Origin of the sequence: Brevibacillus choshinensis (genome assembly GCF_001420695.1) — a bacterium.
GTDB classification, from domain to species: domain Bacteria; phylum Bacillota; class Bacilli; order Brevibacillales; family Brevibacillaceae; genus Brevibacillus; species Brevibacillus choshinensis.
This window is the reverse complement of sequence record NZ_LJJB01000010.1, coordinates 1,253,777-1,268,814: the sequence shown is the minus strand read 5'-3', so window position 1 is coordinate 1,268,814 and position 15,038 is coordinate 1,253,777. Positions and strand designations below refer to the sequence as shown.

The 15,038-nt window shown below is 48.9% G+C and carries 12 protein-coding genes; 9 read left to right on the top strand and 3 right to left on the bottom strand.

The features are described from left to right. Positions 1 to 237 precede the first annotated feature (237 nt). Complete coding sequence (locus AN963_RS16200; protein WP_055745573.1) at positions 238 to 1,938, top strand: hypothetical protein; 1,701 nt, start codon at positions 238 to 240, stop codon at positions 1,936 to 1,938. Positions 1,939 to 1,990: 52 nt separating this feature from the next. Here the strand turns inward: AN963_RS16200 and AN963_RS16195 are convergent, their stop codons facing one another. Further along, complete coding sequence (locus tag AN963_RS16195) at positions 1,991 to 2,923, bottom strand: flagellar hook assembly protein FlgD (RefSeq protein ID WP_055745572.1); 933 nt, start codon at positions 2,921 to 2,923, stop codon at positions 1,991 to 1,993. 177 nt (positions 2,924 to 3,100) lie between these two features. Here AN963_RS16195 and uvrB point away from each other — a divergent pair, with 177 nt between their 5' ends. From uvrB to AN963_RS16175, 4 genes are all read left to right on the top strand, one after another. Then, positions 3,101 to 5,077, top strand: coding sequence for an excinuclease ABC subunit UvrB (gene uvrB / locus AN963_RS16190; RefSeq protein ID WP_055745571.1), 1,977 nt, complete (start codon positions 3,101 to 3,103; stop codon positions 5,075 to 5,077). A 15-nt stretch (positions 5,078 to 5,092) separates the two neighbouring features. Further along, the gene (gene uvrA / locus AN963_RS16185) at positions 5,093 to 7,960 is read left to right on the top strand and encodes an excinuclease ABC subunit UvrA (protein ID WP_055745570.1); all 2,868 of its coding nucleotides are present in this window, start codon (positions 5,093 to 5,095) and stop codon (positions 7,958 to 7,960) included. A 94-nt stretch (positions 7,961 to 8,054) separates the two neighbouring features. Next, the gene (locus AN963_RS16180) at positions 8,055 to 8,684 is read left to right on the top strand and encodes an HD domain-containing protein (protein ID WP_055745569.1); all 630 of its coding nucleotides are present in this window, start codon (positions 8,055 to 8,057) and stop codon (positions 8,682 to 8,684) included. A gap of 33 nt (positions 8,685 to 8,717) precedes the next feature. Then, positions 8,718 to 9,080, top strand: a complete 363-nt coding sequence (locus AN963_RS16175) for a phage holin family protein (protein WP_055745568.1) — start codon at positions 8,718 to 8,720, stop codon at positions 9,078 to 9,080. 223 nt (positions 9,081 to 9,303) lie between these two features. Here the strand turns inward: AN963_RS16175 and AN963_RS16170 are convergent, their stop codons facing one another. Beyond that, positions 9,304 to 9,912 carry an accessory gene regulator ArgB-like protein gene (locus AN963_RS16170; protein ID WP_055745567.1) on the bottom strand — a complete coding sequence of 203 codons (609 nt, stop codon included), beginning with the start codon at positions 9,910 to 9,912 and terminating at the stop codon, positions 9,304 to 9,306. Positions 9,913 to 9,944: 32 nt separating this feature from the next. Further along, a complete protein-coding gene (locus AN963_RS16165; protein WP_055745566.1) occupies positions 9,945 to 11,288 on the bottom strand; it encodes a sensor histidine kinase in 1,344 nt (447 codons plus the stop codon). 236 nt (positions 11,289 to 11,524) lie between these two features. On the opposite strand from AN963_RS16165, the gene hprK reads away from it, so the two are divergent. The 4 genes from hprK to hisG all read left to right on the top strand — a co-directional run bounded on the left by hprK (position 11,525) and on the right by hisG (position 15,023). Further along, positions 11,525 to 12,460 carry an HPr(Ser) kinase/phosphatase gene (gene hprK / locus AN963_RS16160; protein ID WP_055745565.1) on the top strand — a complete coding sequence of 312 codons (936 nt, stop codon included), beginning with the start codon at positions 11,525 to 11,527 and terminating at the stop codon, positions 12,458 to 12,460. A gap of 21 nt (positions 12,461 to 12,481) precedes the next feature. After that, on the top strand, positions 12,482 to 12,988 hold the full coding sequence (locus tag AN963_RS16155) for an acyltransferase (protein WP_055745564.1): 507 nt from the start codon (positions 12,482 to 12,484) through the stop codon (positions 12,986 to 12,988). A gap of 208 nt (positions 12,989 to 13,196) precedes the next feature. Beyond that, entirely contained in the window at positions 13,197 to 14,372 is a 1,176-nt protein-coding gene (locus AN963_RS16150; RefSeq protein ID WP_055745563.1) for an ATP phosphoribosyltransferase regulatory subunit, read from the top strand. A 3-nt stretch (positions 14,373 to 14,375) separates the two neighbouring features. Next, on the top strand, positions 14,376 to 15,023 hold the full coding sequence (hisG, locus tag AN963_RS16145) for an ATP phosphoribosyltransferase (protein ID WP_055745562.1): 648 nt from the start codon (positions 14,376 to 14,378) through the stop codon (positions 15,021 to 15,023). Positions 15,024 to 15,038: the final 15 nt, after the last annotated feature.

The window sequence follows — 15,038 nt, the reverse complement described above, 5'->3', positions numbered from 1 at the left end:
ATTCTCCCAATCGCTTGGGCTACAAAGGGCAAGGTGTTCCTACGAAGCTGGAGCGTTTCTCCATTTTCCTCCACTCCACCACAGTTTGATTGACCACCAAACCAAATAACGTATTTTTCTTTTACGATAGGAAACAAGAAAATTCCCGATAGAAATTTTTTTACAGAATATAGCGTTTATTCAGAAACAAAATGAACAATCGCGCGTCTCAACCTGTGAGGAAAAAAGAGGGAGTGAATGTTGAGCGTGGGAATGATTCGTAAACCTGTCATGTGTGTACTAACCGGAGCGTTAGCCGCAGTCAGTCTATATACTTCTCCAATCACAGCAATGAATGATGCAAAGGCGGCAAATCTGGCTACCGGTTTGCAGGCAACTGCCATTGTGCCGATTCCTGTCCAAGTATCTAAAGGGGTACAGCAGCTGGTTCGGTTAATACCCGAACTGTCTAGTCGCTATGTTGTGTACGGGGGAGACGTGGATGGGCCTGGTGTAAGTGGTGTGAGCGTGACGTTTGCGCCATCGGCTGCCGAAAAAGAAACAGCCACGGATCGGGCTATTTTTGAGTCGGCGACGGGCAATCTGTTGAGATTGGATCTGCAACCAAAAGAAGCTCAAAAGCCAATCGTACTGACTGATCAGCAGGCAAGAGCAAAGGCATCGGCGTTTGTGGCAGGCTTACAATCCGCAGGAAGTATATACCAGCCGAAAGGAATCACACGTGAGGGGGCTCAAACGACCGTCCGACTAGTAAGGACGTTGAACAATGTGGTGTTGGACGATGCCTACGACGCTTTTGTCACGATCGATGGTACGGGCAGGATCATTGCGTTTCGTACCTTTGATGGCAGGCTCTATGAGAAAATCGGCCTGAATGCGCTCCCTTCCCCAGCGCGAGTCATTTCTGCCCAACAAGCAGTTTTGCGCTATAAAGAAAGCCATCCCTTGGAGCTCATCTATTTACTCCCCAGTGAATATAACGGGACTGACCCCGTGCAGGCGAAGCTGACCTATGTCATCAAAGACGGCATCATCAAGCAATCACATACGGGCAGTGCGATAGATGCCTTTAGTGGAAAGCGCTTGGTTACGAATCAAAATCAGTCTGTGCAAAACGTTACCATAAACGGGACAGGAGAGAAGTGGATTGCACAATCCGAGACGCAAGCGAAGGACATCGTGAGAAAATTGATGCGTGTGGAGCCCGGGAAGCTCCCGCTCTCGACTTTCACAGAAGCTTACGACAACGGACAGGAGCGTAGCTTTTATATCTGGGGGCATTTCAGCGAGGGGACGACCGATCAAGAAAAGCAGTACAGAATCGGTCAATTACCCGTCGGTGTAAAAATGGATGAACGCCTTCACATATTGATGGAGACAGATGCGAAAACGGGTCAGCTGCTCCGACTGGTCATGAGTGAAGGTGTGATAAGCCGTTTGAAGACAGACAAAAAACGAGACTGGAAATCCACAGAAGCAGTGCTGAAGCGCCTGCTCCCGACTGGAACCAATCAAATGCGTATTCGAGACGTAGGGGATGACACGTTAACCTTGTATACGGCCGACCCGATGATCAATGGCATTCCCGTTTATCAGGAAGGACAGACCGCGGAACAAGGCATGTACACAATCCGAGTGGATTCCTCGACGGGAAAAGTAGAGGAGATTACGATTCAGCGTCCGACCGAAGTGATCGCCCCAGCCCGAACAAAAGCGTTGATGGAGCAAGGTGCTGTCGATCGATTACTAAAGGCATTTCCGCTCGAGCTCACTTACATTCACCAGACAAATCTGCAAACTGGTGCGATCACCTGGAAGCTGGGCTACGACCTTTCTTTCCGTCAGACGAGGTCTCATTGCTTCTGCGGTGTGGAGGATAAGGTAGATCTTACTGTACATGTCGATGCAGTGACGGGTAAGGTCGTTGCAAAAGAATAGAACATAAGAAAAATCCGCGCTCTTCGTGTCAGGAGAGGGCGGATTTTTATGGTTAGATCGCTTTTGCTTCATAGCCAGTAATTTGACTGAGGGATACTTTCTTACCATCGTCGAGGACGAATTCGACCAGGCCATTCTTCATGCTGACTGCCTGGATCACCCCACTCAAGCTGTTGGTAGAAGTACTACCGTCCGTGTTTGTTTGTGGGTCGTTGTAGGAGATCGTATAGCCGATCATTTGCGCGTATTGAAGCGAATTGCTCATGGCTTGATTATCCGGTTTGACGGTCATGCCCACGATTTCGTCCAATTTTACCGTGCTGCCGTTGTCCAGCTGGAATTGTGCGGAACCGTCCTTCATGGTAAACCCAGTGATCACGGCATTTTTGACTTCATCGACCGAAGTGATATCATCGGTGGTGGCAGGGTTTCCGTCCTTATCCACTTTAGTGGTGGATTTGTAAGAGATCTGGTTTCCGATCATCTCCATGTACTTAATGCTGCTGTCCAGGGCATTTCCGGTCATCCCCTGTGATTCCAGACCTTTTACATCAGCCAGCGGAATCGGATTCGTTTCGCCTGCGAGACGGAAGTAAATTTTGCCGTTGTCCATATAGACGGCCTGGATGACACCTTCCTTGGATTCCGTAGAAGTCTCACCTGTAATTTCATCTGCGGTCGTCAGGTTGTACGTAGCGGTGCGACCGACCAAGGATTCGTATTTCTCCAGTGTGAGCATGCTGTTGTTGGATTGCTCCATTAAGGAGGCCATCTTGGTCATTTTTTCTACCATGGTCATCATACTGGTCTGTTGAATGAACTGAGAGTTGTCCATCGGGGACATGGGGTCCTGATGCTTCAGCTGCTCCAGTAATAGTTTCATGAAAGCATTGTTATCGAGTTCCGTAGAGAACTCTTTTTTTCCTTTATAACTGAGGTGTGAAGGTATATTCGAACTAGTACTTACCGTCGTGTTATCAGACATGCTGGTCCTCCCTTACTGTACGGTTTTATCCGTGCGGGCATATGCTTCCACTATCAGTATCGGAAAAAGGCTGAATGGGGTAAAGACAAACATTTGTTCGAATTTCGGCTTATTTTTGTACGTATTGTGTTATAATGGAAATAGAAACCTTTATGCAATGAGGAGATGAACGAGGGAATGGAGCGTTTTGAATTGGTATCGGAGTATCAGCCGTCCGGTGACCAGCCGACTGCCATTGCTGAACTAGTGGCTGGCATTCAGGCAGGCAAGAGGCACCAGACCCTCTTGGGTGCGACGGGTACGGGAAAGACCTTTACGGCTGCACAGGTGATCGCTCAGGTGAACAAGCCGACATTGGTCATGGCGCATAACAAGACGCTGGCTGCCCAGTTGTGTGCGGAGTTCAAGGAGTTTTTTCCGAACAATGCCGTTGAATATTTCGTCAGCTACTACGACTACTATCAACCAGAAGCATACATTCCCCAATCGGATACGTTTATTGAAAAAGACTCCAGTATCAACGAAGAGATCGACAAGCTGCGTCACTCGGCGACCAGTGCTTTGTTTGAACGACGGGATGTCATCATTGTAGCCTCGGTATCGTGCATTTACGGATTGGGTTCTCCTGAGGAGTATCGGGAGCTGCTTTTGTCTTTACGCGTCGGTATGGAGAAAGGTCGGGACGAGATATTGCATCGTCTGGTCGATATCCAATACAACCGTAATGACATTAATTTTACCCGAGGGACTTTTCGCGTTCGCGGTGACGTCGTAGAGATTTTTCCAGCCTCCCAGAGTGAGCAGGCGATTCGCGTAGAGTTTTTTGGCGATGAAATCGAGCGCATCACAGCTATCGACGTTCTGACCGGAGAGATTCTGGGTCAGCGCGATCATGTCGCTATTTTTCCGGCTTCTCACTACGTTACACGCGAAGAAAAAATGAAGCTTGCCGTCCAAAGTATCGAGGCTGAGCTGGAGACCCGTCTGGCAGATCTGCGGGAAGCAGGGAAGCTCCTCGAAGCACAGCGGCTAGAACAGCGCACGCGTTATGATGTGGAAATGATGCTGGAGATGGGCTTTTGCTCCGGGATTGAAAACTACTCCCGCCATCTGACTGGCTTACCAGAAGGCCATGCGCCTTATACGTTAATTGATTATTTTCCTGATGATTTCCTTGTCCTGATGGATGAGTCCCATATGACTTTGCCGCAGGTAAGGGGGATGTACAACGGCGACCGCGCACGGAAAGACGTTCTGGTCGAGCACGGATTCCGCCTGCCTTCTGCAAAGGACAACCGCCCACTCAAATTTGAAGAGTTCGAGGCAAAGCTCAAACAAGCGGTCTACATTTCCGCGACGCCAGGTCCGTATGAGCTGGAACATTGCACGGAACTGGTACAGCAAGTCATTCGTCCGACTGGTTTGATTGACCCGACGATCTCTGTACGTCCGATCAAGGGGCAGATTGACGACCTCATCGGAGAGATCCAGGCGACGATTGCAAAAGACGAGCGCGTCCTGGTTACGACCTTGACGAAAAAAATGTCGGAAGATCTGACGGATTACTTGAAAGAAGTGGGTATTAAAGTACGATACCTTCACTCCGATATCAAAACAATTGAACGGATGCAGATTTTACGTTCCTTGCGCTTGGGTGAATTCGACGTTCTGATCGGGATCAACCTGCTGAGGGAAGGCCTGGATTTACCTGAGGTATCGTTAGTTACCATTCTCGACGCTGACAAGGAAGGCTTCCTGCGAAACGAGCGCTCCCTGATTCAGACCATTGGCCGCGCCGCACGTAACGCAGAAGGACGCGTGATCATGTACGCGGACAAAATGACCGAATCGATGAAAGCGGCTATCCGGGAGACGGAGCGGAGACGTACCATCCAAGAGGCTTACAATGAAGAGCGTGGTATCACGCCACAGACGGTGAAGAAGGCTGTCCGTGATGTGATCGAAGCTACCAAAGTGGCGGAAGAGAAAGCAGACTACTTGCCACATGAAGAATTTAAAAAGATGCCGAAGAAAGACCGCTTAACAGTGATTGCACGAATGGAAGAAGAAATGAAAGAAGCGGCCCGCAACCTCTTGTTCGAACGTGCAGCAGAATTGCGCGATCTGGTTCTGGAGCTGAAGGCCGAACTCTAAGGAGAGATTTTTTTCATGCCATTGGAACATATCGTGGTAAAGGGTGCTCGCGCCCATAACCTGAAAAATATTGATGTGGTGATCCCGAGGGACAAATTCGTCGTGTTGACGGGCTTGTCCGGCTCGGGAAAGTCTTCCCTTGCCTTTGATACGATTTACGCAGAGGGCCAACGTCGTTACGTAGAGTCCCTCTCTGCCTATGCTCGCCAATTTCTCGGGCAGATGGACAAGCCGGATGTAGATTCCATCGAAGGACTCTCGCCTGCGATTTCCATCGATCAGAAAACAACGAGCCGCAACCCGCGTTCCACAGTTGGTACTGTCACGGAGATTTACGACTACCTGCGTCTTTTGTATGCGCGTGTGGGCAGAGCTGTATGTCCTGACCATGGTATCGAAATTCAGTCGCAGACGGTCGAGCAAATGGTGGATCGCGTGATGGACTTTCCAGAGCGCACCCGTATGCAAATTCTTGCCCCGATGGTACAAGGGCGCAAGGGTGAGCACGTCAAGCTGCTGGAGGACATCCGCAAGCAAGGGTTTGTCCGTGTACGCGTGAATGGGGAAATTATCGATCTCTCCGAGGACATCAAGCTTGAGAAAAATAAAAAGCACAACATCGAAGTCGTTGTCGACCGGATTGTCGTCAAACCGGATGTGCAGTCCCGTCTGGCTGACTCTCTGGAAACAGCACTGCGCTTGGCTGATGGGAAGGTCATCGTCGATGTGATGGAGCAGGAAGAGCTGCTGTTCAGTGAAAAGCATGCCTGCCCGGTATGTGGTTTTTCCATCGGGGATCTGGAGCCACGGATCTTCTCCTTTAACAGTCCGTTTGGTGCTTGCTCCGAGTGCGACGGACTGGGTGTCAAGCTGGAAGTAGACCCGGACATGGTCGTTCCGGACGCGACCAAAACCTTGCATGATGGTGCGATCGGGGCGTGGGAGCCAAAGTCCTCTACGTATTATCAACAGCTCCTGGAGTCTGCCTGCCGCCATTTTGGAATTAAGATGGACATTCCGTATGAAGAATTGCCATCTGAACAGGCGCAGATTTTGATGTACGGCAGCATGGGGGAAAAGATCGAGTTTCGTTACGAGAACGAGTTTGGTCAAGTGCGCGAGGCTGTCGTTCCTTATGAAGGGGTCATCCCGAATCTGCAGCGTCGTCACCTGGAGACTAGCTCGGACTACATTCGTGAGCAAATCGAAGGCTACATGAGCCAAAAGCCGTGCCCGGTCTGTAAAGGCCAACGACTGCGCCAGGAGAGCCTAGCGGTAAAAGTCGGTGAACGGAGCATTTCTGAGCTGACGACCTTGTCCATTCTGGATGCGCATCAGTTTGTAGATGGATTGGAAATGACAGAAAGAGAGACGAAGATCGCCACGCTGATCGTAAAAGAGATCAAGGCTCGTCTTAACTTTTTGATTGATGTAGGATTGGACTATTTGACACTGAGTCGAGCTGCCGGTACCCTTTCCGGTGGAGAAGCACAGCGGATTCGCTTGGCAACGCAGATCGGCTCCAGTCTGATGGGTGTCTTGTACATTTTGGATGAACCGAGTATCGGCTTGCATCAGCGGGATAACGCACGACTGATCCGTACGCTGGAGCACATGACCAAGCTGGGGAATACGCTGATTGTCGTCGAGCATGATGAGGATACGATGCTCGCCTGCGACTACATCATCGATATAGGTCCGGGAGCGGGTATCCACGGTGGTCAGATCATTGCTAAGGGCACGCCGGAAGAAGTCATGAAGGACCCTAATTCGCTTACAGGCGCATATTTGAGTGGTCGCAAGTTCATTCCGGTACCGATGGAACGCCGCAAGCCGACGGACAAATGGGTCAAGATCGAGGGAGCCAAGGAAAACAACCTGAAGGGCGTCAATGTGAAGATTCCGTTGGGAATGTTCGTGGCAGTAACAGGCGTATCAGGCTCTGGGAAAAGTACGCTTATCAATGAAATTTTGCAAAAGGTGCTGGCTCGTGATTTGAACGGTGCCAAGGTCAAGCCAGGGGAGCATAGACGTATTGTCGGGCTGGAGCATTTGGATAAGGTTGTCGACATCGATCAGTCGCCAATCGGGCGGACGCCGCGATCCAATCCTGCAACGTACACGGGCGTATTTGATGATATTCGCGATCTGTTTGCGTCTACCAACGAAGCCAAGGTACGTGGCTATAAAAAGGGTCGGTTCAGCTTTAACGTCAAAGGTGGGCGTTGTGAAGCGTGCAGCGGTGACGGAATCATCAAGATCGAAATGCACTTTTTGCCAGACGTGTATGTCCCTTGCGAGGTATGTCACGGCAAGCGCTACAATCGCGAGACACTCGATGTGAAGTACAAGGGTAAAAGCATTGCTGACATTTTGGAAATGACCATCGAGGATGCGGTGGACTTCTTCCGCAACCTGCCCAAAATCGAGCGCAAGCTGCAAACGATTGTGGACGTCGGACTCGGCTACATGAAGCTGGGACAGCCGGCAACCACGTTGTCAGGTGGGGAAGCGCAGCGCGTCAAGCTCGCTTCTGAGTTGTACCGCCGCAGTACAGGACGCACGCTGTACATTCTGGATGAACCTACGACTGGCTTGCATACAGATGATATTGACCGTCTCCTGAAGGTCTTGCAGCGTCTGGTGGAAAACGGAGAAACCGTCCTCGTCATCGAGCACAATCTGGATGTCATCAAGACTGTCGATTACATCATTGATCTGGGGCCCGAAGGAGGTACTCGCGGTGGACAGATCGTCGGTGTCGGTACGCCAGAAGAAGTATCAGAGCTGGAAGGTTCGTACACAGGCAAGTACCTGAGCCCGATTCTGGAACGGGACCGCGCTCGTACGATGGCAAGAATGGAACAGCTCGTTTCGAAATAAGAATGAATAGGGTAATCAGAGAGGGGCGGTCTCGATAGGGAAGCGCCCCCTCTTGTCTTAGACAGAGGTATTTGTTTAGGTGGGAGGTGCATCGATGGACTATATCACGAATATCCTCGCGCGGTTGCCACAGCGATTAGTCGAAGTGGCACGAGACCTTTTTGACGGGCAGGATTCGGCTCACGATTGGCAGCATAACCTTCGGGTGATGGCGATGTGCGAACGGATCGGGCAAGAGGAAGGCGCGGATATGACGATTTTGGGCCTGGCTGCGCTGCTGCATGATATCGGCAGGGCTGAGGAACGAAGAACAGGGGAATGCCACGCCGAGATCAGCGCTCGCTTGGCGGATACGCTGTTGCGTGAAGAAGGCCTGCCAGATAATCAGATTGAGCTGGTGCAGCGTGTCATTCTTGCTCATCGCTTTCGAAAGGATCGGCCACCTGCTACACTGGAGGAGAAGATTTTATTTGACGCTGATAAGCTCGATTCGATTGGAGCGATCGGAGTAGCGCGTGCTTTCGCCTATTCAGGTGTACTGGGCCAACCGATTCAATCCGATCACGCAGAGCAGCATACTCCCTTAAAAGAGTATGAGTGGAAGCTGCAGCGCATCAAAGACAGACTGTTTACGGAAACGGCACAGCAGATCGCTTTGGAACGGCATCAATTCATGGTACAGTTTTTTGAACAGTGGAAAGAAGAAGTGCACGGAAACAGATAACAAGAAGAATAACCTTGGAAAGGGGAGAAGAGCATGATCCGGTGGATTATCAAGCTGCTATTAAACGGAGCAGCCTTGATTTTGATCAGCAACTGGTTTCAGTCCATTCAAGTCTCCAGCTTTGGCGTAGCTGTATGGGCTGCCCTGATTCTGGGTATTGTCAATACGCTGATTCGCCCAGTGTTGACGCTATTCACGCTTCCGCTGAGTTTCTTGACGCTGGGACTTTTCTGGTTCGTGATCAATGCGATTACATTCTCGTTGACGGCGTTTTTCATCAATGGCTTTGAAGTAGGCCCATGGCCAGATAATATCGGAATCGTGATCATAGCCTCCGCTCTCATGAGTTTGCTGGGCTGGTTGATTGATTTGGTGGTAAGTAAAACAAAGAAGTAGAAATGAACAAAGAAAACCCGCGGCTCTCGTTGGATGAGGTCGCGGGTTTTTGATATGAGATCACACGTAAGAACTATTTGGAAATTACCTCATGATTTTCTTCTCGAAGATGTGGTGGGACTGGCTCATAAAGGGCTCCACCCTTTAAAACACCTGCCATGTTTAACGTTGAAAGGAGAGCAAAGAACCCACTAACAAAATTTCGAATCTTCTTCATTGACAATCACCCTCTCAAAAATGTTTTTTCCAATCGTGAAACTAGTCGGAATGAACTGGGCATGAGAAGAACGGATTGCAAGAGAACCGCTAATGTATAGGTCATGGAGTATTGATAGGTATATCCTACCAAACTGATAGAAATTGCGCAACCTACTCCGAGCATCCATAGGACAATAAATCTATTTCTACGCTGGATGGCAGGGTTTGTAGGCGCGTAGGTATGAGCTGCAGGCGCGTGTCGATAGTTTATCGAAATAGAGAGTCCTACTCCAACCAACACTAGTAATTGAGCGTACGGAGCAGGAAGCACAGGCAGATGTTTCAATAGGTAACCTCCTGCTATCAGCAATGAGAGAGTAGCGAGAAGGCATGTCCATGGATTTCGTAAATGTACCCCACCGGTTAATAGACGGTGCAAGAAAAAGAGGCAACACAATAGCATTACCTCTCCAAATATGTGAAAAATAGCAGAAACGATGATGAGTGCCAATCCATTGATGATGTTGAGCATAAAGATTTCAATACCGTGTGCGAGTTGTCCCACAGAGTAGGTCGTATCTTCTGTCTTTAGTCGCTTCGCCAGACGCATGGATACCTTTTCAGTCCAAGTCATGCTTTGGCCTCCTACGGATGGTGCTCATTACGTTACCGACTGAGAAAAGAAATCCGAAAACTAGTGACTCCCTCTTCTGAACGTACGTGGATTCTGCCACCATAACGATCGGTAACCGTTTTAACGATGACCAAGCCCAGTCCACCTTCTCCCCCTTTTTTAGTGGTGTATCCTGGTTGGAAAATACCGGGCAGCTTGTCCTTTGGAATCGTAGGGCCACTGTTCTCAATCATCAGGTAATGCTCGCCCTCAGATTGCCCCCATTCCAAGCGAATAAATCGGTTTTGTTCCAATTCATAAGAAGTAGCTCGAATAGCATTATCAAATAGATTACCTAAAACCTTGATCAGATCGTACGTTTTGATCTGGGAGAATTGGCTGACGGTTTTGATATTCATGGAAAGCGCGATTCGTTCCGCCAAGCATACTTCCATTTTCGATTGGAGAAGAGAGGAAACAGCCGGATTTTTGATGCTTTCCAGCACTTGTGAGCTTGAGTCAACAGACTTTTCTACCGTAACGGTTTCTTGCAAAAGCTGTTCAACATATTCTTTTGCCAAATCAACATATCCTTTTTTCAGAAAGCCGTTGATAGCTGTGTAATGATTTAACGAATCATGCTTGATGGAACGGATCGCTGTCACCAGATCATGGATGCTATTTAAATAGGGAGTTCCGGTCTCCTCTTCCACGCGATTGATCGTTAAATTGAGATAAATGCGGAACAAGATTACAATTACAATAAAAAGGGCAAGAATTAATAGCTGAAATAGTAATTGAAACGTAGGCGAGTAAAATGCGAGCAAATCTGAATTGTTATCACGCAAGAAAAAAGACGTATTCAAGAACAAGATCAACAGAAACTCAACACTACCTACTAAAACGAGTAAAAACAGATAACGGTTATACCGATTCTGTGGCAACAAACCATGGATGTCGAATTTGGTGATCCGTAAGATAATCGTAATCAGTACAAAAATTCCTAAATAAAGAGCACGGATCGTAATGGTCTGCATGGTCGAGGAGAGCATTTGTTCAAAATATATCTGTTGGCTGTTGAAAATCATGATCACAATGGATTCAGATATGATCATGGAACAAATAGCAGTCATTCCTATGAAGACAGACTTTAAAATGTTGAATCGATAAAGAAATAAGATGATCGAGGCGGTGATTAAGAACATAAGTAAAACTTTCGGTTGATAGGGAACATCCAAAACGGAGAGAACTTCACCTGCGATCGAAAAGAGAATACTGAAATAAAATGCTTGTTTCTTTTTTTCGAAAACCGAGTGGTTGAACATGGCCAAACTAATAGTAAGTAATAAGAAGGCTTCGGGTATGTCCACGAGGACAAAGCGAAGTAGGAAATCCAAGGTGTTGCCTCCCCTCAGTCCGAAATTCGGAGCGCGAATGATGTCAAATTTACTGTAACCTATGTAGCGCCTGAGACCAATACATTTTCTATCTTAAGAAATAACGAGAAAAATGTAAATGATACGACAATTTCTTATCTCAAGGATTCCAAGCCCAATGGTTGTCGCCACTAGGGCGCTTTCGTTACAATAGGGGTACATAAACGGGACGGAAATCCCAAGTTAGGGGGAATCTCATGCGCAAGACCAATGTTAGTCATCTCGCCGATCATTTCAATATGTCTATCCTCAGTGGCGAAGAAGGCTTGGGACGAGAAATTACCGTAACCGACTTGAGCAGGCCTGGTTTGCAATTGGCTGGTTACTATTCCTATTATGCAGAAGAAAGGATCCAGCTCTTTGGGTTGACGGAAATCAACTTCTTTCAAACATTGAATCGAGAGAAACGTCTGGAACGGATGAACTTCCTCATGCAAGGTCAGACGCCGTGCTTTTGTGTGACTCGCAATCAGCCCGTACCAGAGGAAATGATAGAAGTATCGAATGAGCACGGAGTCCCTGTTCTACAATCACCACTAGCCACCACGACTTTGGTTGGCAAAATGACCAACTTTCTTGAAAACCGACTGGCACCGACTACAACGATCCACGGGGTATTAACAGATATCTATGGTGTCGGTGTACTCATCATGGGTTCCAGTGGGATCGGAAAGAGTGAGGCCGCCTTGGAGCTGGTGAAGCGTGGACATCGTTTGGTAGCTGATGATGCCGTCGAAATTCGGCAGACGCAAGCAGGGCAACTGAGTGGTAGTGCGCCTGAGCTGATTCAGCATTTGCTGGAGATTCGAGGTGTAGGTATCATCAACGTCATGACGATGTTCGGAGCCGGGGCTGTGCGTAATTTGAAAAACATTGAGATGGTCGTACAGCTGGAGCTATGGGAACCTCAGAAAATGTATGAGCGACTCGGCTTAGATGAAGAAACGCTCAAGATCATGGATACGGATATCCCGATTCTTACCGTTCCTGTTCGTCCTGGCCGAAACTTGGCGGTCATCATCGAGGTAGCAGCGATGAACTTCCGCTTGAAACGGATGGGGTATAATGCCGCGGTTCACTTCTCCCGCAAGCAGTCGGATGCCATCCTCGAAGATGCAGATTCCGACTTGTAATCGGGAAGAAGGAGAACACTCATGAGAAATACGACGCGTTATCCCGTCCATGGGGCCAATCCACTGTGGCAGCTCTATCAGACGGTGAGTTTTTGGAAAGTCATGAAGAACTTTATTGTTATTCAACTAGCGCGATATACACCATTTCTCTCTTGGAAAAACTGGCTCTACCGTACTTTCCTGCGAATGGAGGTCGGGCAACACAGTGCAGTGGCCTTGATGGTCATGATGGATGTTATGTTTCCTGAGTTGATCAAGATTGGACGCAACTGTGTCATCGGGTACAATACAACGATTCTCGCCCATGAATACTTGGTCGAGGAATACCGGCTAGGGGAGGTTCGCATTGAGGATGATGTGTTGATCGGAGCGAACTCCACGATTTTGCCAGGTGTGACAATCGGCAAAGGAGCCATCGTGGCTGCGGGGACTGTTGTACATAAGGATGTGTCTCCGGGAGCGTTTGTAGGAGGCAATCCGATGCAAGTTATCCGTAGTGGAAATGCTACGGGAGATGAACAGGATTAGCGGAAAAAAGACAACAATCGGTCATACTAGAGAGTGTCAGGCGCTTCACGTGCAGGCACTCCTTTTTGTTGAGTCTGGATGATCAAAGAATTTTCCGACTATTCTTATCTATGTTGACCACTCTGGCTGATCGTGGTACTCTTCTTCATAATACTTTAACTTGTTACCATATTAGCAGAGTAAAGCGTATGCAATGGAGGGAAGTACGATGGCAAAGCCGTTGGGATTTGAAAAGCCGCTGGGGATGCGGGACATTTTACCAGAATCATTGGCAAAACAACGGCATTTGGAGCGGTCGCTGCGTCAGTGCATTGAGCGTTGGGGGTACGAAGAAATCTCCACGCCGTCATTGGAGTACTACGACACAGTAGGATCTGCCAGTGCGACATTGACAGACCGGATGTTTCGATTGCTGGATAAACAGGGACATACCGTGGTATTGAGACCGGACATGACCGCGCCCATTGCCCGAGTGGTTTCCTCTCTATATAAAGATGTACCATTGCCCATTCGTTTGTTCTATCAGGCAAATGTGTTCCGGGCTCAGGAAAAAGAAGCGGGGCGAAACGCTGAGTTTTTCCAGACGGGCATTGAGCTGATCGGTGACGCGTCGGTCGATGCAGATGCTGAAGCAATCGCGCTTGCTGTTTTTTGTCTACGAGCGGCTGGAGTAGAGACATTCCGGATCGCCATCGGACACGTGGATTTTGTGGATGGCTTATTGGAGGAATGGATCGAGGACGAAGCGATACGCAATCAGTTCCGCCAATACTTGGTCGAGCGTGACTTTGTAGGATTCCGTCAACTGTTGTCCACGCTGGACCTCGATTCTGAGGCGAAGGAGCGGCTCGAGGCTCTGCTCCGATTGCGCGGTGGCAAAGCCAAGATCGATGAGGCACGTGCTCTCACGGAAAACGGCAAAGCGAGACGAGCAGTAGAAACCATCGCATCTCTGTGGGAGGCACTGGAGGCATACGGTGTAACGGAAGATTTGCTGCTGGATTTCAATCTGATTATCAATCTGAATTACTACACGGGTGTAGTTTTTGAAGGATATGCTGCTGATTTGGGTTCCCCGTTATTAGGTGGGGGACGATACGATCACTTGCTTGCACAGTTCGGACGACCGGCTCAAGCGACAGGCTTTGCCATCAAGATGGATCGATTGCTCCTCGTGACGCCTGTCTTGGAAAGTCCACCTGTTTCTCGTGTCCTCCTGTGTTATATGGAGGATCAGCGGGCAGAAGCACTGGCGGAGGCGCAGTTGCTCCGAGAGGATGGACTCGTAGTCGTAACTCGACTGGTAAAAAATCAGGCGGAGGCAGCTACACTCCAGGGAGAGCCTTATAGTAAGGTCATCTGTTTGACGAAACAGGAGGAATAAGGAATGGGTTTTTCCGATAGCTCACAGAAACTGACGATCGCCATGCCAAAGGGGCGAATCTTCGAAGAGGCTGTCCATTTCTTGCAGCAAGCAGGGTTGCAGGTGACGGCAGAACTTCAGGATTCCCGCAAGCTCGTGATTCCCGTCGAAAATGCACAACTCGAATTCATTTTGGCGAAACCTACGGATGTACCTACCTATGTTGAATACGGAGTAGCAGATGTGGGAGTAGTAGGGAAAGACGTATTGTTGGAAGAAGAACGGGATGTCTACGAGCTGTTGGATCTGCAAATCGGCTACTGCCGCATGATGGTAGCCGGGATGCCGGACTGGAAGCCGACGGAGGCACCACGTGTAGCGACGAAATATCCAAAAATCGCTTCGCGTTACTTCCGCGAGCAAGGTCAGCAGGTAGAGGTCATCAAGCTGAACGGTTCGGTGGAATTGGCTCCGATGATCGGCTTGGCAGATCGCATTGTCGATATCGTATCGACAGGACGGACCTTACAGGAAAACGGGCTCGTGGAGCTGGAGCATATTTGCGAGATTACGACACGCCTGATTGCCAACCGGGCAAGCTACCGGATGAAAAGCGAAGCGGTGGATGACATCGCGAGCAAGTTTTTAGAAGTGATCCCGAGAAGATCATAGAGAAAAGTGGAGAGG

Bases quoted from the DNA above. Each gene is read 5' to 3' on its own strand.
- AN963_RS16200 (WP_055745573.1), top strand. From the start codon at position 238: ATGTTGAGCGTGGGAATGATTCGTAAACCTGTCATGTGTGTACTAACC.
- AN963_RS16175 (WP_055745568.1), top strand. From the start codon at position 8,718: ATGATCCGGTGGATTATCAAGCTGCTATTAAACGGAGCAGCCTTGATT.
- uvrB (WP_055745571.1), top strand. From the start codon at position 3,101: ATGGAGCGTTTTGAATTGGTATCGGAGTATCAGCCGTCCGGTGACCAG.
- AN963_RS16180 (WP_055745569.1), top strand. From the start codon at position 8,055: ATGGACTATATCACGAATATCCTCGCGCGGTTGCCACAGCGATTAGTC.
- AN963_RS16155 (WP_055745564.1), top strand. From the start codon at position 12,482: ATGAGAAATACGACGCGTTATCCCGTCCATGGGGCCAATCCACTGTGG.
- hprK (WP_055745565.1), top strand. From the start codon at position 11,525: ATGCGCAAGACCAATGTTAGTCATCTCGCCGATCATTTCAATATGTCT.
- AN963_RS16195 (WP_055745572.1), bottom strand. From the start codon at position 2,923: ATGTCTGATAACACGACGGTAAGTACTAGTTCGAATATACCTTCACAC.
- AN963_RS16150 (WP_055745563.1), top strand. From the start codon at position 13,197: ATGGCAAAGCCGTTGGGATTTGAAAAGCCGCTGGGGATGCGGGACATT.
- AN963_RS16170 (WP_055745567.1), bottom strand. From the start codon at position 9,912: ATGACTTGGACTGAAAAGGTATCCATGCGTCTGGCGAAGCGACTAAAG.
- hisG (WP_055745562.1), top strand. From the start codon at position 14,376: ATGGGTTTTTCCGATAGCTCACAGAAACTGACGATCGCCATGCCAAAG.
- uvrA (WP_055745570.1), top strand. From the start codon at position 5,093: ATGCCATTGGAACATATCGTGGTAAAGGGTGCTCGCGCCCATAACCTG.